This is a genomic window from Nostoc sp. T09 (assembly GCF_002154695.1).
In the GTDB taxonomy this organism is placed as follows: domain Bacteria; phylum Cyanobacteriota; class Cyanobacteriia; order Cyanobacteriales; family Nostocaceae; genus Aulosira.
The window spans coordinates 63290-86277 of the sequence record NZ_MTAV01000121.1 but is presented as its reverse complement, the minus strand read 5'-3'; the positions used below and the strand labels follow the sequence as shown (position 1 = coordinate 86277).

Below are 22988 nucleotides of genomic sequence, written 5' to 3'. Positions count from 1 at the left end.
AATATTATGAAGCGTATGTAAATAGCAGCGAAATTCGATTTATTAAATTTAAACCGTATTGCATTTAGCGAATTTGCTATTTTTTTAAGATCGGCTAGGGAGTTTTGGTTGGGTTTTGGACCATAATTTTGGAATTTTATATCAGATTATAGCTAACAATGACAGCACAATTACTCTCTATAAATCAGCGATTAAAGTCGCAACAAAATAGACGAATTTTGCTAATTGAGGATAATGATGTTAATCGAATGTTGCTGAGTGACTATCTCAGTTACTGCGGATTTAATGTCCAAGGTTTATCAGCAGGCTCTGCTTTATTCTCAACTGTCGAAAGATTCCAGCCGGAGTTAATATTATTGGATTTAAAATTACCAGACATTGATGGTTATTCATTGCTAGAAAAAATCCAGCATAACCAAGCCTTATCAAAGATACCTATCATTGTAGTTTCAGCCTTTGCTTTTAGGGACGATCAAGAGCGAGCCTTGAGTTTGGGGGCTTGTCGCTACTTTGTTAAACCTGTCAATCTTAAAGAGTTAATAATGACAATTGAAGAAAAATTAGCTTCTTGATAAGTATATGTGCATCAATGGATATAACTGGCTGCCAACGCTAAAAGGACAAAATCTTTAAACTTTGTCTTGAAGATAGACAGAAGTTTAAAGATTTTCATTCTTCATTGTGTCTGACATAGTGGAGGGTGTAAGGCTTGAAAAATTGTTGAATGCAGTTTATGGTGAATACTGACATAATTTTCCTTTGTAACTTGCGTTCGAGTATAACCAAAAACTCCTATTTTTAAGGACTGAGGTTGAAAAACGTAGGTACCAGGTGTTTACTCTATAAGTTTATCTTTGGAGTATTGCCAAACAAGGTTAGCTCGTAATAACGAACAATATTTGTTTCATCCAAATTATTCAATTTTTGAGTTAGTTAAAAATTTAAAGTAAATAGAAAATATTAAAGCTAGCTGAAATATATCGAGATTTACTAAATATCGATTTAGGCTAGTTATTTCTAATACCCACAGACATTACGCCCTAACCCTGAATCACCTGCCTGCTTATGGCTTGAGAAAATTTTGTGCTTAGAAAAAGCCGGGGTGAGGTGCTTTAAATTGATAAGTAATCAAGCGAAATTGACATAACTGATGTGAAGGAAGAATTAATCTAAGAAGTCATGCTTTTTGAGTTTGTACTTAATATTGACTTAATCAAAAGCTTGGGAAACTAACACAAAAGAATATATTTTCTTTAAAATAGAAATAGGTGGATTTGTAAATTTACCTAAATCTGGTCGTGACACAAGCTGCTCAAACACTGGTTAAAGATACCGAACGCCTGGAAAGCCGTCTAGCCGAGATACCGCCGGAACCGGGTGTTTATTTTATGCGAGATGCGGGCGATCGCATCATCTACATAGGTAAATCGCGGAAGTTACGATCGCGCGTGCGTTCCTATTTCCGTGACGGGTACAACAAAAGCGATCGCATTGCCACAATGGTGAAACAGGTGGCAGAAATTGAATTCATCGTCACCGATACCGAAGCAGAAGCCTTGGCGCTGGAAGCCAATTTAATCAAGCAGCACCAGCCCTATTTTAATGTGCTGCTCAAGGATGATAAAAAATATCCCTATGTCTGCATCACATGGTCAGAAGACTATCCCCGAATTTTCATCACCCGCAAACGCCAATTAGGCAAGGAAAAGGATAAGTTTTACGGGCCATATACAGATGCAGGTCTATTACGAGAAATATTACGCATATCTAAACGCATTTTTGCGCTGCGACAACGACCGCAACCACTGTTTAAAGACCGTCCTTGTTTAAATTATGATTTAGGACGCTGCCCAGGTGTGTGTCAACAGCTAATTACACCAGAAGAATACCGCAAAACCGTACAGAAGGTGGCGATGGTATTTCAAGGTCGAACTCAAGAACTGATTGAGATCTTGACACAGCAGATGGAGAAAGCCGCAGAGGCGTTGAACTTTGAGTCGGCGGCGCGAATTCGCGACCAAATAGCTGGGTTAAAGTCGCTGACGGCACAGCAAAAAGTATCCTTACCAGATGATACAGTTTCGCGGGATGCGATCGCCTTGGCAGCTGATGAACAACTTGCTTATATTCAATTGTTTCAAATTCGCGCTGGGCAATTGGTAGGACGCTTGGCATTTGTAGCGGATGCGCACGCTGAACCAGGAGCTATTTTACAACGAGTGTTAGAAGAACACTACCAAACTGCTGACTCAGTGGAAATCCCCATCGAAATTTTGGTACAGCATGAGTTACCAGAAGCGGAAATATTGGCAGATGTCTTAAGCCAGCGTAAAGGTAGAAAAGTTACGATTTTAGCGCCCCAACGGCAAACTAAGGCAGAATTAATTGAGATGGTAGAGCGCAATGCCCAATATGAATTGCAAAGAATGCAAAAATTGGGCGATCGCAACCAGCAAGCAATGCAAGATTTAGCTGCGATTGTTGATTTACCCGACTTACCCCACCGCATCGAAGGTTATGACATTTCCCACATTCAAGGGTCGAATGCAGTTGCTTCCCAAGTAGTGTTTATCGATGGCTTACCTGCTAAACAGCACTATCGCCACTACAAAATTAAAAATCCCACAGTCACAGCCGGACACTCAGATGATTTCGCTAGTTTGGCAGAAGTAATCCAGCGTCGCTTTCGCAAGTATATTGAAGATCCGCAATTACAACGCTTGGGTAATCCTGACTGGCCAGATTTAGTGATGATTGATGGCGGTAAAGGTCAATTATCATCGGTTGTCGCCATTTTGCAAGAGATGAATTTATTAGAAGACTTGCGAGTTGTGAGTCTGGCTAAACGGCGAGAGGAGATTTTTCTACCAGGAGAATCCCTACCTTTAGAAACCGAAACTGAACAACCAGGAGTGCAATTGTTGCGAAGATTGCGTGATGAAGCCCATCGCTTTGCTGTGACTTTCCATCGCCAACAACGCAGTGATAAATTAAAGCGATCGCGTTTAGATGAAATTCCTGGTTTGGGACATCATCGTCAAAAGCTGCTTTTGGGGCATTTTCGCTCTGTTGATTATATTCGGCAAGCAACACCTGCACAACTAGCAGAAGTTCCCAGCATAGGGCCGCGTTTGGCTCAAGAAATCTACGATTATTTTCATCCTGCTTGAGTAATGATTTAGGAACGACAAATACATAAAATAGGGGCGCGCAAGGCTTTCACCTGTGTCAACTTAACGTCAAACCCTTGTAAAGACTTGATATTGAGTCCACTCAATTACCAATCAGTCCCTCGTTACCCTACCCTAATTTGTCGTCAGACAAAACAGCGGTGGGGTCAAACGCTTATGGGATAAACATTTGAGCTTAAGTTGATACCAATGCGAGACTGTACTTCTCTACAGATGATTGATGTGTTGCAAAGGTTTTTTCAATCGATATGATTTTTTGTTTTATAAAAATTAGAGTTGATTTAAAAAAAAATAACCTACTCTTCTAGCTCTCTTCTTCCCTGCTGCCTATTCCTCATTCCCTATTCCCTACCTCTATAAGTAAGTTCACAAATCAAATAGAAATACTCTATAAAGGTTACACCCAAGGAAGAAGTTATGGGTAATTGAAAACTGGGACAACCCATTACCGATTACCCATTCCCCATTACCCATTACCAACAACTAGGCTAGCAGAGATAACCAATGCTCTTAATCATGAGCATTGGAAGTTTTAATTAAATTGTTTTACGACAATTTCATCCCCATGTCAGCTAGAAAAAATCTTAAGTAAAGCTTAAAATAATATTTTTGTGACTAAATATACAGTATTGTTCTAGTTTTGGCTTTTTGCTATTAATATACTTACTTCTGCTGGAGATCACTATAAATCAACTGATATAGAGGGATTAGCGTTGGGGATCAGTAAATTTCTAAATAGGAGCTTAAGCAAAATTTAATTTATATATCTAAAGTGAGATGATAAACTCATAGATCTACTAGGATAATAACTAGAAAATAGGGATAGTTTTTACAAACTTGAATTTCGTTTAGAGAAATTAGCCAAATATAAAGGCTTGTGATTAGGTAGTATTAAACCAAAATATTGACTGGTTTAATTGGCTGTCTTTACTTACTAAAAATCATTACAACCAGGGAATTTAACATGCTGATGATACAACAAATTTGCTGCCCAAACTGTGGTAGTAAAGCTGAACGTCACTATATTTATGAGAGTCAAATAACTCGAACTCAATGCCCCAGTTGTGACTACTTAATGATCAGCTGCACTCGCACTGGCAGAGTCATTGAGGCTTATGCTCCTGGTATTCATGCTAAGATGTAAACTTTTTCCTCTCGACTGTAGTGACAAGTTTTAGTTAAAAAAAAGAGCGTTGTGTTAGTAGCACAGCGCTTTTAATATTACTAATAGATTTATTCACTATGGTTGTTCACGCTGGCGTTGAATAATTTTAGGGTAAGAATTTAGGAGTCAGAATTCAGGAGCCAGAAAGGCTAAAGAAGAAGGAGAAATATTTGATCAATCAATTTACTAATCTATTAGATTACCTCTAAATTCTGACTTCTGACTCCTGGGTGCTGAATTCTTACATTTTAGGTCAGCCCTCAACTCTGCTTTAGCCATTGTTTTAAAGTCAGGTTTGGTCATAATTTACTATCCCTTGTTGATCAACCGTTATCTCAATCTCGTGTCCAGCAAGAATCACCAATTAGTCTGTCCTTTCATCTCTTCTGACAAGATTTATTGGTATGAGCATCTTGGTTAACTGGTAACTTAACCGAAATAACTCTCTAAATTGCTCCACAGTCGGTTGCATTTTTAATTTTTACTTGCTCTGAGTTGTCCACAAGCTGCATCAGCTTCTAAACCACGGGAGTAACGGACGCTGACAGCAATAAATTGCTGCTTTAAAACATTGACAAAGGCTTGAATACGATCGCTGTTGGGGCGTTTGTAATCTACTTCTTGAATGGGATTGTAAGGAATTAAATTCACATGGCATTGGAAACCCCGCAAGCATTTCGCTAATTGTAGGGCGTGTTCTGGTAAATCATTAACACCAGCAAGCAGTATGTATTCAAAACTGACGCGGCGGCCAGTGATTTCCACATATTCCCGACATTCAGCCAGCAAGTCTTCTAGAGGATAGGGGCGCGCGCTGGGGATAAGTTGTTCCCTTAGTGCTTGGTTAGGCGCATGAAGACTGACAGCGAGAGTTATTTGTAAATGGTGTTGGGCTAACTGACGGATGCGATCGCGAATCCCGACTGTAGAGACAGTTAGCGATCGCTGTCCAATACCCACGTCTTGATTTAAGGATCTCAAAGATGCCAATACATTCTCAGTATTTAACAACGGTTCCCCCATGCCCATAAATACTACATGGCTGACTCGTTGCTGAAAATCTTCTTGCACCGTTAACACCTGATCGACAATTTCATGAGGTGCTAAGTTACGCTTGTAACCGCCTTTACCAGTGGCGCAGAAATCACAAGCCATTGGACAACCCACTTGAGTAGAAACACACACTGTTAAACGCTTATCGGTGGGGATACCAACGGTTTCTACAATTTGTCCATCTACAAGTTGTAGCAGATACTTGATTGTGCCATCGGGAGCAACAGCGCGGTGGTGTATAGTTGAACGTCCGATGGGAATTTCAGCGACTTCCGCACGCCATTGCTTAGGGAAAACGGAAATATCAGCTAGCGATCGCACTCCCTTGTGATATATCCAGTCATGCAATTGCTTACCTCGATAAGCTGGTTGTCCCTGTTGCTGCACCCAAGCAGTCAATTCAGCAACGGAAGCACCTAATAAGGGAGGGATATTTTCTAACTGTTTGGGGTTGAATGAGTCAACTTGAGAACTCAGCGGCGTAACAGACATAAATAATCACGAGTTGATGCTAGGATCTCTATCCTATAACTTCTGGTTCAATACCGGAGTTGACTTAACCGCTTTCTGGCTCATGGGTATTTCAATCTTTAACTCCGCTTCTTGTCCAGGGACAGAAATACAATCTATTTTTCCCCCATGCTTGTCCACAACAGATAATTCCCAATCAGTCCTTCACTTACAAATTTAGTAGTGATGAGTAGAAAAGAAACTGGGATATATAGCACTTCTGGTTTGCATATAATCTGTGCCAATCTCCCATGAATTTTATAAATTTTAATAAATGAGCATCTAACCAAATGTTGTACCGTTCCAGCCCCACATCGCACCTTTAGCATCTGCAAACTCTATATAAATGCGATTTTTAGGTACACTTAGTGCTTGGTTAATTTCTTGGCAAAAATCTTGACTCATACTCTCAGTTTGGTCAGGTTTCATTGTGCCAATGCTTTTAATTTCAATGTAGCAAACTGGGTCTGTAGTACCAGCAAAAGTCATTGGAATTTCTGATTCAAAAGTTGTCATTACATAGGATTCTGGTTTTCCTAAATGCTTTGCTAACTTAGCTGATAGGCTTTTAAGCATTGCCTCAATTTCAGCTTTTTCAGGAGCAGATACAGAAGTCTGTACTTTAATTAATGGCATAGTAAATAATTCAAATTTCAAAATTGCCAACTTGAATGATGGCAATTATCTTATTTAGTTTATCGAACCACAGAGGCACAGAGGAGGGCAGTTGCGTGGGCGGGTTTCCCGACTTGAGCAAACTGCCCGTGGCACTGAGATGAGAGGAAGATAGAGGGTACAGAAGGAATAAGCAGAACAACCAATGACAAATGACAAATGACTAATGACTAGACCGAAATAGATGATTATGTTCAGGATGATATAGGCGAGATCGCGCTGTTGCTGGCGAAAGTGCCGGACTGATAATGTAAAGTGTGGTGCGAATTAGCTGTTCGTTGTGGGTACAATCTGCCATTTCCGTAAGCGGAACAACCCGAATCTTCTCATCAGGCCAGCCTACGCGAAAACAAATCGCTACTGGGGTCTCATCTGGGTAGTGTTGTAGTAACTTGGCTTGTGCTTCTTCAACATGACGCGCACTCAGATATAAGCAAAGACTAGCCTGATGTGCTGCCAGAGTAGCTAGTTCTTCACTAGCAGGAACTTCTGTACGTCCGCTGATGCGCGTCAAAATGATAGTTTGCACTAAACCAGGGACAGTTAGTTCGACTTGCAGTTTGGCGGCGGCGGCTTGAAAGGCACTGATCCCTGGAATCACTTCAAAGGGAATTTCTGCCTCTTTTAAAAGCTGCATTTGTTCGTAGATAGCACTGTAGAGGCTAGGGTCTCCCGAATGGAGGCGGACAACAGATTTATGCGATCGCACCCGTTCTATCATCAGCGGTACAATCTCTTCTAAAGTTTTATTCGCAGTCCGAATAATTTCTGCATCTGAGCGGCAAAGATCTAAAATTTGTTCGGGTATTAAAGAATCAGCAAATAAAATTACATCCGCTACAGCTAGTAGTTTTTGCGCTTTTACCGTTAATAAATCAGGATCTCCGGGACCTGCACCTACAATGTAAACCTTTGGTTCTAGTGAATGTAAGGTTATTGGAAAACATATATTCTCAGTAAATTTACTCATATAAATTATCTAAGGCAATTTTTCAAAAAAAATTTTTGATAAATTCTCAGTGTCTTTCCGGATAAACTCTATTTCCCTAGTAGAGAGTAATGGTAGATGCACCCTGGTTAAGCCCTGGAGAACACTCTAGGGCATTTTTTATTTTGGGTTTTTGCTCAAGAGTCAAGGAGCAATGAGTTATTTCTTCCTTGTCTCCCCTGTCTCCCTCATCCCCTCTATCGCTCCATTACTCCTAGAGGTGGAAACGACATCTGGCAAAGGACGTTTAGCTAAGTAAAGCCAAGCTAACCCAGCTAATCCTAAAAGAATTCCGATTAAACTTACGACTTGAGCCATCCTCAACGGCCCTAGCATTAGGCTATCAGTACGAAAGCCTTCAATCCACACGCGTCCTAGGCTATAGGCTGCCAAATAAGTTAGAAATAGCGTACCTATCTTTAAGCGTGGTTTTCCTTGCAAACTTCTAACAAACAACGTTATCAGCAAGGCAAACACCATTAAATCCCATAAAGATTCGTAGAGGAAAGTGGGATGGAAGTACTCAAAATTAGCTAACTCTGGGGGACGACGATCTGCTGGGATATACAATTTCCAAGGTAAATTGGTAGGGTCGCCAAAAGCTTCCGAGTTAAAGAAATTTCCCCAACGTCCGATCGCCTGCCCTAAAATCAGCGAAGGCGCTACTAAATCTGCTAGTTGCCAAAAAGAAACTTGCTTGAGTTTGGCAAATATTAACGCTGCCACAAGCCCACCTAGAATTGCTCCATGAATCGCAATCCCCCCTTGCCAAATGGCGATAATTCGCTCTGGGTGCTGAGCATATTCTGGCCATTGAAACAAAACGTAATATAGCCTTGCTGCCGGAATTGCCCCAATCACCAGCCAAATTGACAAATCACTAAGTAAGTCCGGGTTAACGTTACGGCGTTTTGCCAAGTACTGGGAAAGGCTGACACCAATTAGCACTGCTGTGGCGATTAATAAGCCATACCAGCGAATAGTTATTGGCCCTATCCTCCAGAGAATAGGACCTGGAGAAGTAAACTGAAATGCCAAAGGCAAAGTGGAAAGATCCAGTGCCATGCAAAAGTACCTAGATAACTAAATTATTAATCAGCGTTAGCAGCTTCCAATCATAGGACAAGAAGCTAGGAGCTTTGAGTATATAAGACAATTAGAGCAGGTTTTGCTTTGAGGTAAAAACCTTTCAAACTTGTAGTAAGCACTTACAGCAAAATAAAGATGTCAGAATCCAGAATTCAGAAGTAAAACAGGCTTGATGCCTGGATTTGTGGCGTATAATCTGTACTTCACTAACTTAAAATCAGCTCTAAGTGCTTAAAAATCTAGGACTAAAGCCCTAACCCTTCGGTTTCGTTAGCAGCTCATGCAGAGCCAGTGCGTTGCGCGGGTTCCCAAGACAGCGCTAACTCACTACGAACTTATTTTTATCTAGACCTAGTGTACGCAGATGATAACGATTACTTAGTATCGTTAAATTCTCTAACAAAAATAGTATTTCTCTAAGATTCAATGGCTTTAGAAGCAGGTTTAGATATAATCGCCTACATAACTTTGATGTATCGAAGATTGTGATTGCTATTTACCCTGGTAGCTTTGATCCCATCACTTTGGGACATCTGGATATCATTCAGCGCGCTAGTCGGCTGTTTGAGGAGGTGATTGTAGCTGTATTGCGCAACCCTAACAAAACCCCACTTTTTAGCGTGCAGCAACGGTTAGAACAAATTCGCCTATCTACAAGACATTTGCCAAATGTTGAAGCAGATAGTTTTGATGGTCTAACAGTCAACTACGCTCAAATGCGGCAAGCACAAGTGTTATTGCGGGGTTTGCGAGCAGTTTCAGACTTTGAAATCGAGCTTCAGATGGCTCATACTAATAAAACTCTTTCCACTCAGATAGAGACTGTTTTTCTAGCCACCTCCAATGAGTATAGTTTTTTAAGTAGTAGTGTGGTAAAAGAGATTGCAAGGTTTGGTGGCTCTATCGATCATCTCGTTCCTGCGCACGTTGCTCTAGAAATATACCAATGCTACAACCACAACTCTCCAATGCTGAACCCAATCACAACGGAAACAATCACCCCCCTCACGACGATCCCGAAGGATCTGGAAGCGTAGACATTCAGGAGGAACTCAATCGCTTAGAGGAAATCATTCTTTCTGGTCTGAGAATTCCGCTGACTGGACGCACGCTAGTAGATGATGAAAAGCTGTTAGAACAGCTTGATTTTATTAGGGTTTCTTTACCATCAGTTTTTCAAGAAGCAGCATCGATCCTCGATCAAAAAGAGGAAATTTTGCTGGAAGCAGAAGAGTATGGCCAGCAAGTTGTTGAAGCAGCTCAAGCTAAGCGATCGCAAATCCTCGCTGAAAGCGATGTTATCAACCAGGCAGAGCGTGAAGCTGAACAGCTAAGACGACAAGTACAAAAAGAATGCGATGCCATGATGCAAGAAACTCTTGCTGAAATTGAGCAAAAGCGTCGTGCTTGTATGCAAGAGTTAGAGGAAATGCGACAAACAGCGATCGCTCAAGCTCAAGAAATTGAAAATGGTGCCGATCAATATGCTGATAGTGTCTTAGAAGGTATTGAACAGGATCTTAAAGATATGTTGCGAATTATCACCAATGGTAGACAAGAACTGCGAGCAGAGATGCCGCCGCAGCGAAATTCTTCACCAGCTAAGAAAAGATAAGCTTGATTATGAAAATTACCTATTTAGTCATATGAAGAAATAGAACGAGGATTTGATAAAAAATTCAACATTAGATAATGTCAACACAGAAAACATTTTGGCTAATGATTAGCCGCAAAAAACTGTGTGGCAGTTTACTATGTTCCTAAATTTTAAACAATACTTTATTTAAAAAAATAAATTTAAAGTCCATTTTGAAATAAAGCAAAGGGCAATTGTCATTAATTTTGAGCTTATCCAAGAGTCCCGACTTCTTTAACAAGTCGGGACTATAACAACGTAACCTAAAGCCATATAATAAGACAAATCCTAGCGGTAGATAAATCAATACGGTTCAGTTAAGGATCTTTGTAGGGAACATCGAAAATATTTTTCACAACTAGACAATCTTACTAGCGCCGTGCTCCTACGTTGTAATTATTCCAGCCTAACTGAACTTTATTAGTAGATAAATTCATTAAATATTGAGGAATCATATATATTATGTCCATCTTGAATGCTTTATTATTTATGCAAGTTAATTTCGGTTTAAATACAGCTAGCTTGATGGGAATACTATATATAATCTTCGGTATATCTTATATGATTTTTATGGTATTTTTGCTATTTAGACGTGCTAGCAGACTTAACAGTATAGCTTTGGTTATTTATCTTCTTCAAGCACTCTTGATACCAAGTGTCATGTTGCTTTGTGGCTTTATTCTTGTTTTTCAGGGCTGGCGATTAGATCCAATTTTACAATTTGCCCAGTTTTTATTAACTATATTAATTATTTACTTCAGCGTTAAAGATATTCTAATCAATGAAGTTTACAGAAATAGATAGTATAGCTAAGCTTGTGTTGTAATCCCTAATAGGGATTTTATTGTATTTCAACGAAGTTGCTGGCTTTCTGTTCCTAAGAAAGAAATGTTTCAATCCCTAATAGGGATTTGATTGTATTTCAACCATCCATCCATAGACGAGAGTTATCCCAAAGTAAAGTTTCAATCCCTAATAGGGATTTGATTGTATTTCAACGAGTCCATTAAGTCCATTTGGCGCGAATATCTTGGTTTCAATCCCTAATAGGGATTTGATTGTATTTCAACTAAAGCCTCGGATGGTGCTATTAGGGCGTACTGTTGGCGTTTCAATCCCTAATAGGGATTTGATTGTATTTCAACAGTTTATGAATCCAGCAGAATTCTCCTAAAAAACTGTTTCAATCCCTAATAGGGATTTGATTGTATTTCAACTTAAAGCAATCTCCCCTTGAGTACGCCTTCCTTTGTTTCAATCCCTAATAGGGATTTGATTGTATTTCAACATTTTGCATTCTTTGCCCAATAAATTGTAGACATCGAAACCGTTTCAATCCCTAATAGGGATTTGATTGTATTTCAACTGTGATAGCCAAGGCAGTGTTTAGCGTGGGAGGATGTTTCAATCCCTAATAGGGATTTGATTGTATTTCAACTACTCCGCAAGAAGCCGTAGCTGATTTATGTAGTTTCAATCCCTAATAGGGATTTGATTGTATTTCAACCTAAGGATGGTACCGACTCTCGCCGCTGCTTGTTCAGTTTCAATCCCTAATAGGGATTTGATTGTATTTCAACCCTTGTCCTGGGTTGATGTAAGTTTTGTAAGTCAGGTTTCAATCCCTAATAGGGATTTGATTGTATTTCAACTGGTAAAAAATGGATTGTATTTCGCTTTTGCATGGTTTCAATCCCTAATAGGGATTTGATTGTATTTCAACCAAAAGCTTTGGAGAATCCAATGAAGACAATGAAGTTTCAATCCCTAATAGGGATTTGATTGTATTTCAACTTTTCACGGGAGCCTTAAGAGTAGTTTTGACGATGGTTTCAATCCCTAATAGGGATTTGATTGTATTTCAACCCCGGACTGAAAGCAGTAATTACGATCATGAAATGTTTCAATCCCTAATAGGGATTTGATTGTATTTCAACCGCTCAGTGTTGAAAGGCAGACTGTATTTAGTTTTCAAGGTGCGGTGGCGTCGATCTGGAGTCATGTTAGCATTCCAGCACTAGGTATCGTCAAGAGATGAGGTAAGTTTTTTCCTGAAATCCTTTCCCAATCAGGATTATAGAGCTTGCGTCAACCTGTTTTTTGGGTAATAAGGCTCAAACCTTTGTACAGCAGTAAATTCAGCTAAAATTTCGCACTTCGTTTCTTTAACAGCTACTGGTTGACGCAATTCCGTAGTTAATTACAAGGTATATGTAAAATCTTCTACCAACATCCCTGGAACCAGGCTACCTCCAAGTTGACGGCTTTCGTAGGTTCCGACTTCGGGGATAAATTCTTGAAAATTGGTAAAATCAACTAAATTATCTCCCCAAAAGCGATAGAGGCTGTCATCAAAACGCAAGTTTTCGATGGGGGCGATAATCTCTCCTTTCTCTACCCAAAAACAAGCATAACGGGTCATACCTGTAATTCTACCTGTGGGGCGATCGCTCCAATTCAAGTAATGCAAGTTCGATACATATAAGCCTGTATCTAAACTTGGCAAAATCTGCTCAAATGCCAAATTTCCCGGACTCACTTCTGGCGCACGTAAAGTTTCTGAGCTATTAGCACCGTTAGCAATTTTTTGATATTCTTTGCCAGTCCGAGAGTTAATTAAGGTATTTATTAAAAATCCTTTTTGAATTATCGGTAACTCCGGTGCTGCCATTTCTCCCCACTCATTAAATCGCGGCACCAATCCTAGCTGAAAGTTTTCTTTTAAACTAAACTCTGGGGAAAGCAATTTTTCTTGCCGAGATAGCGTAGCCAATGCACTGTTACCTTGTCGGAGATCGGCTTCACTCACAGCCCCCCAAGAAAGCATCATTACTAAATCCGCAACTGCGGCGGGTGCAAAATAAGTTTTATATTTTCCCCTCGGTAATTCTTTAGCGGCGAGGGAAAGTAATTCTAATTGTTTTTTATCTTCACTAATTCTAGTTTGATAAGCAGATTGATTCCAATTGCTACCTGCAAATGTGCCTTTAACTGCTTGTCCTGATTCTCTAAATAGAGAATAGTCTAAAGTAAATGTATCTGTGGCAAACCAATGTTTTTGCCCCTGAGAATCGCCATAAGCTTTAATGACGATTCCCCCAGCATATATTCCAGTAAAATCTAATTCTGCAACTAGTTCTAATATTGTTGGTACTACATCTTCATTTGCTAATAATTTACCAAAATGTACTTCCCTACTCGTATTATTTCCCGATGGCAAAACTAGATATGGATCGATAGGTAACAAGCGAAGCTCTGCACGTAACTCTTGTAAAGAGTTGTATGCTATTTGCCAATCAATGTCCCAATTGCCAGTGAAGGGAAACTGCCGAAAACTACTGCGCTGATCTTCCATCAAAGTCAGTTCAATCCAACCATCAGCGACGTAACCAGTTTGTCGTACCTTAGCGTGATTAAAACGAGTAAATTGGCTCCGCTCACTGCTAAGTTTCACAGTGAATTCTTCAGTTGCAGTTTTTTTGATTAGTAGAGTTTCAATTAGTTGATTAAAGCTGACTTCTAAAGCAGATAACTCGTCAATTTTCATGAGCAGGGGAAATGAAGAAGATGAGGGAGATAAACAGACAAGGGAATGTGGAAAATAACAAATGACTATTCAACTACCACCGCCAAACACTTCGACGTTAGCAAATAGACAAACTGGTGAACCATGTCCTACCCAAATTGCCTGATTCGGTTCTCCTTTCCCGCAGAAAGGAGTACCGTAAATTTGCCAATTAGAAGCATCACCTACTTTGATTAAGCTTTGCCAAAATTCTGGAGTTGTGGCTCGATAGTTGGGATTACGGAGGGTTTTGGTAAGTTTACCGTTTTCAATCAATTTGGCATACTCGCAACCAAACTGAAATTTATAACGGCGATCGTCTATCGACCAAGAACGGTTAGATTCCATGTAAACACCATGTTCGATCCCGGCGATGATGTCGTCAAAGCTGGCGTTTCCTGGCTCTAAATTCAAGTTTGCCATGCGGTCGATCGCGGGGCGATTCCAAGAGGAAGCACGGGCACAGGCTACACCTGCTACATCGGCTCTGGCTTGACTTTCTAGGCTACCTAAACCCCTTTGTAGTACGCCTCCTTTGATCACATACTCGCGTGTTGCTTCAGCACCAGTATCATCAAAGCCATAGCTGGCAAATTCACCAGGTACAGTGGGGTCGAAGGTAATGTTCATCAATGGCGAACCATAGACTAGCTTGCCAAAATCACTTTTATTGACAAAGCTACCTCCGGCGTAGTTACGCTCATCTCCTAAAATTCGGTCAATTTCTAGAGGATGTCCAACACTTTCATGAATTTGCAGCATCATCTGGTCTGGTGCTAACACTAAATTAGTACGTGTATTCGGGCACTCCTTTGCTGTCAATAGTTCGACTGCTTGCGCACCAACTTGTTGCACCCGATGCCATAAGCCTTCTTGTTTTAATAGTTCCAGTCCACCTTGGTAACAGTTTGCGTGCCAACCGTTGTTGGTACGCTGCTGAACGATCGCTCCATCTTGGGCAGTAGCTCCGTAATGATTGCCCAAAGAAAGAAACTTTTGGTACACTTGGGAGCCATTACTGCTGACAAACCATGTCTCTTTTTCGCTGCTATTAAAGCTAGCTGTGGTTTGCACAATTTTGTCGCTAACTTTCAACGTCTGGCAAATCCGAACCAGCAAATCGTTGATTTCCCCAGGACTGAGAGCATCTAATGGTTCTAAAAATGGTGATATATATTCACCCACAACTTTAGGACGCTCAGTTTCACCGAACGGATAAATCCACCATTCGCTGGCTACTAGTGCTTGTTTATACGCTATTTCCGCAGCAGCTTGTAAGCTAGCAATATCTAAAGAATTGGTAGCAGCATACCCTAAGCAGCCATTTACCAAAACTTCCAGCATAGCTCCCATTGTGGAGTATTTGCCGTTAGCTTGCGGTAAGCCATCACGAACATGACGGTTAGAGGATGTTTCTTTAACAACTCTAATACCAGCCCAATCAACAGGAATATTGAGATCAGCGATCGCTTTTGTTAATTCAGACCACATAATATCAATTCAAAATTCAAAATGAAGAAATTATTGTCGACAATTCTATTGCGTTGTGATCGCTTGCCTACAGCTTGTTACCAAAAGTTTATTGTTTATACTGTCCAATCTTCTATTCGCAGGTTGGGAACTTGAGAAAAATCTTTATAATTACGTGTGACCATGATGCTATTTGTAGACAGAGCAATCGCAGCAATACGAAAGTCTTTTTGCAGCCTTTTCTTATTGAGTTTTGGGTGTTGTTTCAACAGCCTTTCGTAACAAGCATTTGCTGTTTCATCAAAGTTTAATATGACGACGCTCTTAAAATAATCTGTTGTTTCCCAAAGTTTTGTGTAGACTATAACCAAATTTTCAGCTTGGGATGGATCGTTAAGCTTACCCATCCACCCGTTGAAAATTTCCTGAACTGTAATAATTGTGATAGCTACAAACGATATTTGAGAAACTTTTGTAATGACTTTGCGATTACCTTCAAGGAACAGGGACACATGATCTGTATCGAGTATCCATCTACTCATACATCACTTGCTGAAGATTCCTGTTCAGTTTCATGTCTTTGTTTTCTAATGTCCTCGGCAATTTCTGCAAATAGAGGATCGTCCTTAAACATTCCAGCAAATTTCATCCAAGGATGGGGATTTGAAGGCAGTTCCATTTGCAAAGAAACAATTTCTGCTTTAGCTAAACGTTCTGCCAGAAGTTGACGTACTCCATCCAATGCTTGCTGGCGGGTGTCAGATGTAATTCGACATTCAGGAATTTCTAGTACAATCGCAGTTTCTTTGCCAGTGTTATCTTTTTCTAAAAGGATATTAAAGTCTAAGATATTTGCTGATTGGGAAGATATCATTTTTTCATCCTATTGTTTCTTTGCTTGAATTGTTAACTCCTGTGCCAACGAGTGCCATCCTTACTATCAATTAGAGTAATACCTTTAGCTTGTAGTTCATCACGAATGCGATCGCCTTCGGCAAAATTCTTTGCTTTCCTGGCTGCTTGGCGTTGTTGAATTAAATCTTCAATTTCTACATCGCTCAAACCATTACTCACAGAAGTTTCATCTTCTAACTTTGCTTCTAAACCTAAGACTCCAGCCAAGGTGACAAGTGTTTGCCATTGTTGGCGTAATTCATCTGCTGGTGTTTCCGTTTTGCCTTCATGCACAATGATATTTCCTTCACGGCGCAGTTCCTTAGCTAATTCAAAGATTACTGCTAACCCACCAGGGAAGTTAAAGTCATCATTCACGGCTTCTTTGAAACGTTCTATGTATGAGGTAGAGATTTCTTCTCCATGTCCCCGCACCTCTGTGTCCTTTAATTCCCAACCAAGTTGTTCACCATATTGATAGCCAAACAGCAAACCTTCTTTTAAGGTATGCCAGCCGTTGGTAGCAGCAGCAATCGCTTCATCAGTAAAATCAATGGGTTTACGATATTGGGCTTGCAGGACAAATAAACGCACCGCCATTGGTTCCACCCCGCGATTCAGTAAATCTCGGATGGTGGTAAAGTTTCCCAAAGACTTGGACATTTTCTCGCCATCGACTTTTACCATGCCGTTGTGCAGCCAGTAGCGAGATAAAGGTTTGCCTGTCACCGCCTCAGATTGGGCAATTTCATTTTCATGGTGGGGAAAAATTAAGTCAGCACCGCCAGCGTGGATATCTATGGTATCGCCCAAGCGATCGCGTACCATTGCCGAACATTCAATATGCCATCCCGGACGACCTGCACCCCAAGGTGATTCCCAAGCAGGTTCATTAGGTTTTGCCGCTTTCCACAGAGCAAAATCAAAGGGGTCTTTTTTCTTTTGGTATTCTGGATCTTCCAAGTTTACGCGATCGCTCGCGCCAGCTTGCATATCTTCTAACCTCCGCCCAGAAAGCTTACCATACTCAGAAAACTGCCGCACAGCATAGTAAACATCACCAGCAGAGGGGTAAGCATAGCCTTTATTTTCTAAATCGTGAATCAGCCGTTGAATGCCATTCATCGTGTGGGTAGCACGGGGATACTCATCAGCTTGTTTGATTCCCAGCCTGCCCATATCCTCAAAATAGGCTTTAATGAAGCGATCCGCAACAGCTTCCATTGATGATTGTTCTTGCCGCGCTCGATTCAGAATCTTGTCATCAATATCGGTAAAATTCTGGATGTAGCGCACTTCATAGCCGATAAACTGGAGGTATCGCCGCACTACATCCCAAACAATACAAGCTCTGGCATGACCCAAATGACAGTAGTCGTATACCGTCACGCCGCAGTAATACATCTTAACTTTGCCCGGTTCTACTGTTTCAAAGGGTTCCTGGCGACGGGTGAGGGTATTGTAAAGGGTTAGGGTCATAAGCAGTTGAAAATTCAAAATTCAAGATTCAGAATGGTAAAACCTAATTGTGGTAAACATCTTGACTACCTATCTAGATGCAGATTAAAGCAAGTACAGCTTCAGATAATAATTTTGAAATAGGTAGATACGTAATAATAGGGTAAAGCACCTGGGATGAGAGTCCAGCATCCTTATCCTAGTGTTTTCTGGACTCTCTGCGCTACACTCCTACTTTTTGACTTTATTTGTTTTGATTAGAGCGCTATGCAATCAGCAGTTACTCCTGAATCTCAAGCAATGGATGCGCCAAAACAAGGTATACCTGTAACAATTATTACAGGTTTCCTTGGTAGTGGTAAGACAACATTACTTAATCATATCCTGACTAATCAGCAGGGTTTAAAAACCGCCGTTTTAGTCAATGAATTTGGTGAAATTGGCATCGATAATGAATTAATTGTTTCCACCGATGAAAACATGGTGGAATTAAATAATGGTTGTATTTGTTGCACCATTAATAGTGATTTAGTTGACGCCGTTTACAAAGTTTTAGAACGTGAAGAGAAGTTAGATTATTTAGTTGTAGAAACAACGGGACTAGCAGATCCATTGCCGGTAGCCCTAACATTTCTCGGCACAGAACTACGAGATTTAACTCGTTTGGATTCAATTATTACCGTAGTAGACGCGGCGAATTACAGCCTAGATTTATTTAACTCTCAGGCAGCCTATAGTCAGATTGCCTATGGTGATGTCATTATTTTGAACAAAGTAGATTTAGTTGATGAAGCTGCTTTAAATGAATTAGAACGAAAAATTGGTGAAGTTAAGGAAGGAGCAAGAATTCTCCGCACCACGCGTTCAGAAGTGCCACTTCCCTTAATTCTGAGTGTTGGTTTGTTTGAGTCTGACAAGTATTTTGATAATGTGGCGGATGAACATGAGCATCATGATCACGATCATGACCATCATGACCACGACCACGATCATTCAACATGCGGTCATGTCCATCACGATCATGACCATGACCATGAGCATCATCACCATCATTCCGACCATTTAGAAAATGATGGTTTCACCTCATTGTCTTTTGAAAGTGATAAGCCTTTTTCTATTAGGAAGTTTCAATATTTCTTAGATAACCAACTACCCACTGATGTCTTTAGGGCAAAGGGTATTATGTGGTTTGATGAAAGCCCCAAACGTCATATTTTCCACTTGTGCGGCAAGCGTTTCACAATGGATGATGATGAGTGGAAAGGTAAACCAAAAAACCAACTAGTGTTGATTGGTCAACATTTAGATAGCCAAACTTTGCTCAGTCAGATAGAAAACTGCCTTTGTCTTCCTTCTGTTAGTCGAGGTAAAGGCTTCGGTAAGTAGTTTTTAGTTATTTGTCATTGGTTATGAAAATGACCAATAGACTTCTTGCAAAAAACTGAATAAAAATAAAAAAACCACAGATGGACACAGATGAACACCGATATTTATCTGTGTTTATCAGTGTTTATCTGTGGTTCAATATCCAAATAAATCGGCTTATGCAAGAAGTCTAAGTTATTAATGCTTCACTCAACAACTCACGGTGCATTAAGGCTCGATCCACCAAAGACTGAATTTGCTCCGGCGACAGTGGATCGCCATTGGCGTAATGCTCCATCCAAGTTGTACTAATTAAATTGGGTTGCTCTGGTATCGCCGCCAAATCCCACCCAGGCATTTCTAAGTCTTCCATGAGGCGATTCACTTTGGGGTCGTAACTGAGAGCAAAACAGCGACAACCTTCAGCTGCTGCCATGATCAAGCTGTGTAGGCGCATCCCAATAACCATCTCTACACCGCGATAGACACCTTTTAAAAGTTGCGGATCTTCCAGACACATAATCTGGCTAACATCTTTGAGTTGGGGTTGAATTGCCTCAGCAATGCCTAAATCTTCACTCTTTTGAAATGGCAGGAGTAAAATGAACGTTTGCGTGGCTTTTTGAAAATCAGCCAAAGCGCGAGTTAAATTTGCTAAGCGCATTTCTGTAAGTTGAGGATGAGATCGCAAAGTTACAGCAACTCTAGGCGCAGGTAAATCCCAAAGTCCGGGTACTGGCTTGGACTCCAAAGCCCAAACTGGATCGGGCGCAAGCAGACAAGGAATTTGCCAATCAGATAACAAAGCAGCACTAGCGCGATCGCGTACACTAACTTTGGTACAACTAGCAAAAGTCTGTCTGGCTAACCAACGAGTTTGCGGACGTTTCAAGGGACCAATTCCCTGGGCCCAAGCTACGGTTTTTAAACCCATTTTCTGCGCCAAAGTCATCAATCCCCCATAATAAAATGGGTTAATGGCACTGGTAACATCTTGGATTAAACTGCCACCACCCCAAATAAAAGCATCACAAGAGCGCAAAGCTTGCAGTACAGCTGAAACAGCCATGCGATTGTGAGATTCTACACCATAGCGATCGCGGGTTTGGTCAGGATTACCAGAAAGCACTACAGGTGTGACATGAGGCGGTAGCATTTGCAACAGCGTTGCCAATAAAGCTTCGTCACCACCATTACCTTTTCCGTAATACCCAGATAATAACGCCCGCATCGGTTTCATTTTTAATTTTGGATTGAGCTATTCGACTTTCTTTGCACCTGATTATCTATCACTTATACAAATGTTAGGTGAGATGGCTGGCATACTTCCCAAAAAATTAGATTTTTCTTGTGGGAAGATGGGATGAGGAGCAGGGAACAAAGACAAACAGACGCGGAGACGCGGAGAAATAACTCTTGACTCTTGACTCTTGACTTTTGACTTTTGACTTACTTATGCACGCCCTTTCAATTCCCACCTGGATTATTCATGTTTCTAGCGTCATTGAGTGGATTGCCGCCATTTGGTTAATCTGGACTTACGGCGAACTCACTGGTAACCGGACTTGGTGGGGATTATCCTTCGCCATGTTACCGGCTTTGGTTAGTGCTATGTGTGCTTGCACTTGGCACTATTTCGACAATCCCGAATCTTTAGAATGGCTGGTAACGCTTCAAGCTACCATGACCTTAGTTGGTAATTTTACCCTTTGGGCAGCTGCGGTGTGGATTTGGCGTTCCACCAAGACTGCTCACAAAGAAATTAATCCTGTTGCAGCCCAACCTATCAAATCAGAGCGATGATATCTAAAGACGCCCTTTTTGCCCTTTCACTGTTTCCTTATTTGGGTTTCTTGTGGTTTATCAGCCGCAGTAAGCAAATGCCGCGTTTGGCTTTGTATGGATTTTACGGCACTTTAGTATTTGTGGGTGTCACCATCCCAGCGGGAATTTATGCCAAAGTTCATTATGGCAAAGCTTTGGCAGATGTCGATTGGTTGCATGGTGGTGCAGAAGTGTTTTTGACCCTTGCTAATATCTTAGTTGTGCTGGGTTTTTGGCAAGCTGTAAGGCAATTAAAACTCAAAACTTCCACAGAAAAAACGCACGTATAGCTAGCTTTGTGATTGCATTGAGGATGAGGTAAATGGATGTAATTCCAGCAATTGATTTACTAGAAGGCCGCTGTGTGCGACTTTATCAGGGAGACTACGAGCGATCGCAAGTTTTTAGTGAAAACCCTGCTGATGTTGCCAAACAGTGGGTTGATCAGGGTGCTGCTAGGCTACACGTGGTTGATCTCGATGGTGCTAAAGCCGGTAAAGTAGTAAACTTGGGCGCAATTGAAGCGATCGCCCAAGCGGTATCAGTACCGATTCAAGTAGGCGGGGGATTGCGCGACAAGGCCAGCGTAAAGCAAGTATTGAATATAGGCGTACAGCGGGCGATTTTGGGAACTATTGCCGTAGAACAACCCCAGCTAGTACAGCAACTCTGCCAAGAATTTCCCGAACAGATTATTATCGGTATTGATGCCCGTAACGGACTAGTAGCAACTCGCGGTTGGCTAGAAACTTCAGAAGTTTTAGCCACTCAACTAGCTGTACAAATGCAAGAATTGGGAGCAGCTGCGATCATCTACACCGACATCCACCGCGATGGAACTCTCGCCGGTCCGAATTTAGAAGCGTTGCGAGAACTCGCTGCCACAATTTCTATACCAGTAATTGCCTCTGGAGGGGTGAGTTCTGTTACCGATTTGTTAAGCTTGTTGGCATTGGAACCACAAGGTGTTACTGGTGTAATTGTAGGTCGTGCCTTGTACACTGGTGATATTGATCTCAAAGAAGCACTGCGTGCGATCGGTCCAGGACGTATTCAAGATATTCCACCCAATCTAGATTTTTCCACCTTTGCTTAACATTACCTCCCCTCTGTAACCAGATTACAAAGTTAATCCGGCCAGAAGATCAAAAGGGCAAGCATCTCACCTAGGAAAAATCCCTGGCGACATATAGCTTGCGGAGGCAGGCTTTGTTTATGTAGCCCCAGACTTCTAGTCTGAGGGCGACTGCCAAAATGGGATACTCACGTGGAAAGGTCAACATCTGGGGATAATAGAAAGGGCAAGCATCTCACCTAGGAAAAATCCCTGGCGACATCTAGCCTGCGGAGGCAGGCTTTGTTTATGTAGCCCCAGACTTCTAGTCTGAGGGCGACTGCCAAAATGGGATACTCATGTGGAAAAGTCAACATCTGGAGATATGGGACACTCATCCTTTTACGGAAAATTGATGAGTATCTACCAGCAGCAAGATATATTAGGCTACACGTTAGCTCTTTTCCTAAATTTTCCGGATTAATAATTTATACTCCTGTAGTTCAATTTGTAGAGAGTTAACTATCAAAGATTGTGTTTCTATGGCTCGTCGAAAACCTCCCAACAATGGCAAGCCAGCCAAAACTGAGCCTGGTGCTATCAGATTCAACAGCAACAAAAAGCCTGAGAATCAACAGCAGCCTAAAAAATTGGATGATACAAACTAAGTGTCTGGTTATTGAATTTTTGAGAATTTAATTTTTAAACTTTTTAAATAAAAATAATGGGTTTCCTCTGTTTTAGAGACGTAAAGTTATAGCGTCTCTATTTTTTTGAATACCTATTTTTTAACTGTTTTGAATTCTCTTGAATATAAAGTATTTAAATAATTTCCGGAGATTTAGCTGCACACTATGTAGATTTAAAACATAGATAAATAAATTATTCACAGGTTTAGTCTTATGTCCAACACACAAAATAATTCTCAGCAATCATCAAATAATAAAAATATAGCTAATCAAGCAGCAAGCAGAAAAAAACCGATAAATAATGGTATTCCGCCTAAAAGAGACAACTAACTCTGCATCAAGACTTTTGATAAATATAAAAA

General features: G+C 40.8%; 22 protein-coding genes and 1 CRISPR repeat array. Of the genes, 11 read left to right on the top strand and 11 right to left on the bottom strand.

Translation table 11 applies throughout. The features are described from left to right. Positions 1-158: 158 nt before the first annotated feature. The 3 genes from BV372_RS23405 to BV372_RS37820 all read left to right on the top strand — a co-directional run bounded on the left by BV372_RS23405 (position 159) and on the right by BV372_RS37820 (position 4335). Entirely contained in the window at positions 159-572 is a 414-nt protein-coding gene (locus BV372_RS23405) for a response regulator (RefSeq protein WP_086688893.1), read from the top strand. A gap of 726 nt (positions 573-1298) precedes the next feature. Next, complete coding sequence (gene uvrC / locus BV372_RS23400) at positions 1299-3170, top strand: excinuclease ABC subunit UvrC (protein ID WP_086688892.1); 1872 nt, start codon at positions 1299-1301, stop codon at positions 3168-3170. Positions 3171-4155: 985 nt separating this feature from the next. Next, complete coding sequence (locus BV372_RS37820; RefSeq protein ID WP_086688891.1) at positions 4156-4335, top strand: replication restart DNA helicase PriA; 180 nt, start codon at positions 4156-4158, stop codon at positions 4333-4335. A 385-nt stretch (positions 4336-4720) separates the two neighbouring features. Here BV372_RS37820 and BV372_RS38435 read toward each other — a convergent pair whose 3' ends face one another. From BV372_RS38435 to lgt, 5 genes are all read right to left on the bottom strand, one after another. Further along, a complete protein-coding gene (locus BV372_RS38435) occupies positions 4721-4828 on the bottom strand; it encodes a hypothetical protein (RefSeq protein ID WP_373270809.1) in 108 nt (35 codons plus the stop codon). 2 nt (positions 4829-4830) lie between these two features. Next, on the bottom strand, positions 4831-5901 hold the full coding sequence (gene rlmN, locus BV372_RS23390) for a 23S rRNA (adenine(2503)-C(2))-methyltransferase RlmN (protein ID WP_086688890.1): 1071 nt from the start codon (positions 5899-5901) through the stop codon (positions 4831-4833). 300 nt (positions 5902-6201) lie between these two features. Continuing rightward, the gene (locus BV372_RS23385; RefSeq protein ID WP_086688889.1) at positions 6202-6555 is read right to left on the bottom strand and encodes a phenylpyruvate tautomerase MIF-related protein; all 354 of its coding nucleotides are present in this window, start codon (positions 6553-6555) and stop codon (positions 6202-6204) included. A 202-nt stretch (positions 6556-6757) separates the two neighbouring features. Beyond that, positions 6758-7564: a precorrin-4 C(11)-methyltransferase gene (gene cobM, locus BV372_RS23380; RefSeq protein ID WP_086688888.1), complete on the bottom strand. Its 807-nt coding sequence runs from the start codon at positions 7562-7564 to the stop codon at positions 6758-6760. 177 nt (positions 7565-7741) lie between these two features. Beyond that, positions 7742-8647: a prolipoprotein diacylglyceryl transferase gene (gene lgt / locus BV372_RS23375; RefSeq protein ID WP_086688887.1), complete on the bottom strand. Its 906-nt coding sequence runs from the start codon at positions 8645-8647 to the stop codon at positions 7742-7744. 509 nt (positions 8648-9156) lie between these two features. On the opposite strand from lgt, the gene coaD reads away from it, so the two are divergent. The 3 genes from coaD (at position 9157) to BV372_RS23360 (ending at position 11111) form a co-directional block, all read left to right on the top strand. Then, entirely contained in the window at positions 9157-9708 is a 552-nt protein-coding gene (gene coaD, locus BV372_RS23370) for a pantetheine-phosphate adenylyltransferase (RefSeq protein WP_086688886.1), read from the top strand. Further along, complete coding sequence (locus tag BV372_RS23365) at positions 9618-10286, top strand: DivIVA domain-containing protein (RefSeq protein ID WP_086688885.1); 669 nt, start codon at positions 9618-9620, stop codon at positions 10284-10286. Before coaD ends, BV372_RS23365 begins: the two co-directional genes overlap by 91 nt. A 483-nt stretch (positions 10287-10769) precedes the next feature. Then, positions 10770-11111 (top strand): Ycf66 family protein, encoded by a 342-nt coding sequence (locus BV372_RS23360; protein ID WP_218776758.1) that lies wholly within the window; start codon positions 10770-10772, stop codon positions 11109-11111. A 15-nt stretch (positions 11112-11126) separates the two neighbouring features. Next, positions 11127-12244: a CRISPR direct-repeat array (repeat unit 37 nt; unit sequence GTTTCAATCCCTAATAGGGATTTGATTGTATTTCAAC). A 263-nt stretch (positions 12245-12507) separates the two neighbouring features. Here BV372_RS23360 and BV372_RS23355 read toward each other — a convergent pair. From BV372_RS23355 to cysS, 5 genes are all read right to left on the bottom strand, one after another. Then, positions 12508-13854 carry a TldD/PmbA family protein gene (locus BV372_RS23355; protein WP_086688884.1) on the bottom strand — a complete coding sequence of 449 codons (1347 nt, stop codon included), beginning with the start codon at positions 13852-13854 and terminating at the stop codon, positions 12508-12510. Between the two features lie 69 nt (positions 13855-13923). Beyond that, the gene (locus tag BV372_RS23350) at positions 13924-15363 is read right to left on the bottom strand and encodes a TldD/PmbA family protein (protein ID WP_086688883.1); all 1440 of its coding nucleotides are present in this window, start codon (positions 15361-15363) and stop codon (positions 13924-13926) included. Between the two features lie 95 nt (positions 15364-15458). Then, positions 15459-15884 (bottom strand): type II toxin-antitoxin system VapC family toxin, encoded by a 426-nt coding sequence (locus tag BV372_RS23345; protein ID WP_086688882.1) that lies wholly within the window; start codon positions 15882-15884, stop codon positions 15459-15461. Then, complete coding sequence (locus tag BV372_RS23340; protein ID WP_086688881.1) at positions 15881-16216, bottom strand: hypothetical protein; 336 nt, start codon at positions 16214-16216, stop codon at positions 15881-15883. Before BV372_RS23340 ends, BV372_RS23345 begins: the two co-directional genes overlap by 4 nt. Positions 16217-16248: 32 nt before the next feature. Next, positions 16249-17715 carry a cysteine--tRNA ligase gene (gene cysS, locus BV372_RS23335; protein ID WP_086688880.1) on the bottom strand — a complete coding sequence of 489 codons (1467 nt, stop codon included), beginning with the start codon at positions 17713-17715 and terminating at the stop codon, positions 16249-16251. 246 nt (positions 17716-17961) lie between these two features. Between cysS and BV372_RS23330 the strand changes: the two genes are divergently transcribed. Continuing rightward, the gene (locus BV372_RS23330; RefSeq protein WP_086688879.1) at positions 17962-19080 is read left to right on the top strand and encodes a GTP-binding protein; all 1119 of its coding nucleotides are present in this window, start codon (positions 17962-17964) and stop codon (positions 19078-19080) included. Between the two features lie 169 nt (positions 19081-19249). Here the strand turns inward: BV372_RS23330 and csaB are convergent, their stop codons facing one another. Continuing rightward, entirely contained in the window at positions 19250-20290 is a 1041-nt protein-coding gene (csaB, locus tag BV372_RS23325) for a polysaccharide pyruvyl transferase CsaB (protein WP_086688917.1), read from the bottom strand. Positions 20291-20514: 224 nt separating this feature from the next. On the opposite strand from csaB, the gene BV372_RS23320 reads away from it, so the two are divergent. The 4 genes from BV372_RS23320 to BV372_RS37815 all read left to right on the top strand — a co-directional run bounded on the left by BV372_RS23320 (position 20515) and on the right by BV372_RS37815 (position 22605). After that, positions 20515-20862: a DUF2499 domain-containing protein gene (locus BV372_RS23320; protein ID WP_086688916.1), complete on the top strand. Its 348-nt coding sequence runs from the start codon at positions 20515-20517 to the stop codon at positions 20860-20862. Then, a complete protein-coding gene (locus BV372_RS23315; protein ID WP_086688878.1) occupies positions 20859-21173 on the top strand; it encodes a DUF3593 domain-containing protein in 315 nt (104 codons plus the stop codon). The genes BV372_RS23320 and BV372_RS23315 overlap by 4 nt, the downstream gene beginning before the upstream one ends. Positions 21174-21205: 32 nt before the next feature. Next, positions 21206-21979, top strand: coding sequence for a 1-(5-phosphoribosyl)-5-[(5-phosphoribosylamino)methylideneamino]imidazole-4-carboxamide isomerase (hisA, locus tag BV372_RS23310; RefSeq protein ID WP_086688877.1), 774 nt, complete (start codon positions 21206-21208; stop codon positions 21977-21979). Positions 21980-22479: 500 nt separating this feature from the next. Further along, positions 22480-22605, top strand: a complete 126-nt coding sequence (locus tag BV372_RS37815; RefSeq protein WP_256973415.1) for a hypothetical protein — start codon at positions 22480-22482, stop codon at positions 22603-22605. The last annotated feature ends 383 nt before the right edge of the window (positions 22606-22988 follow it).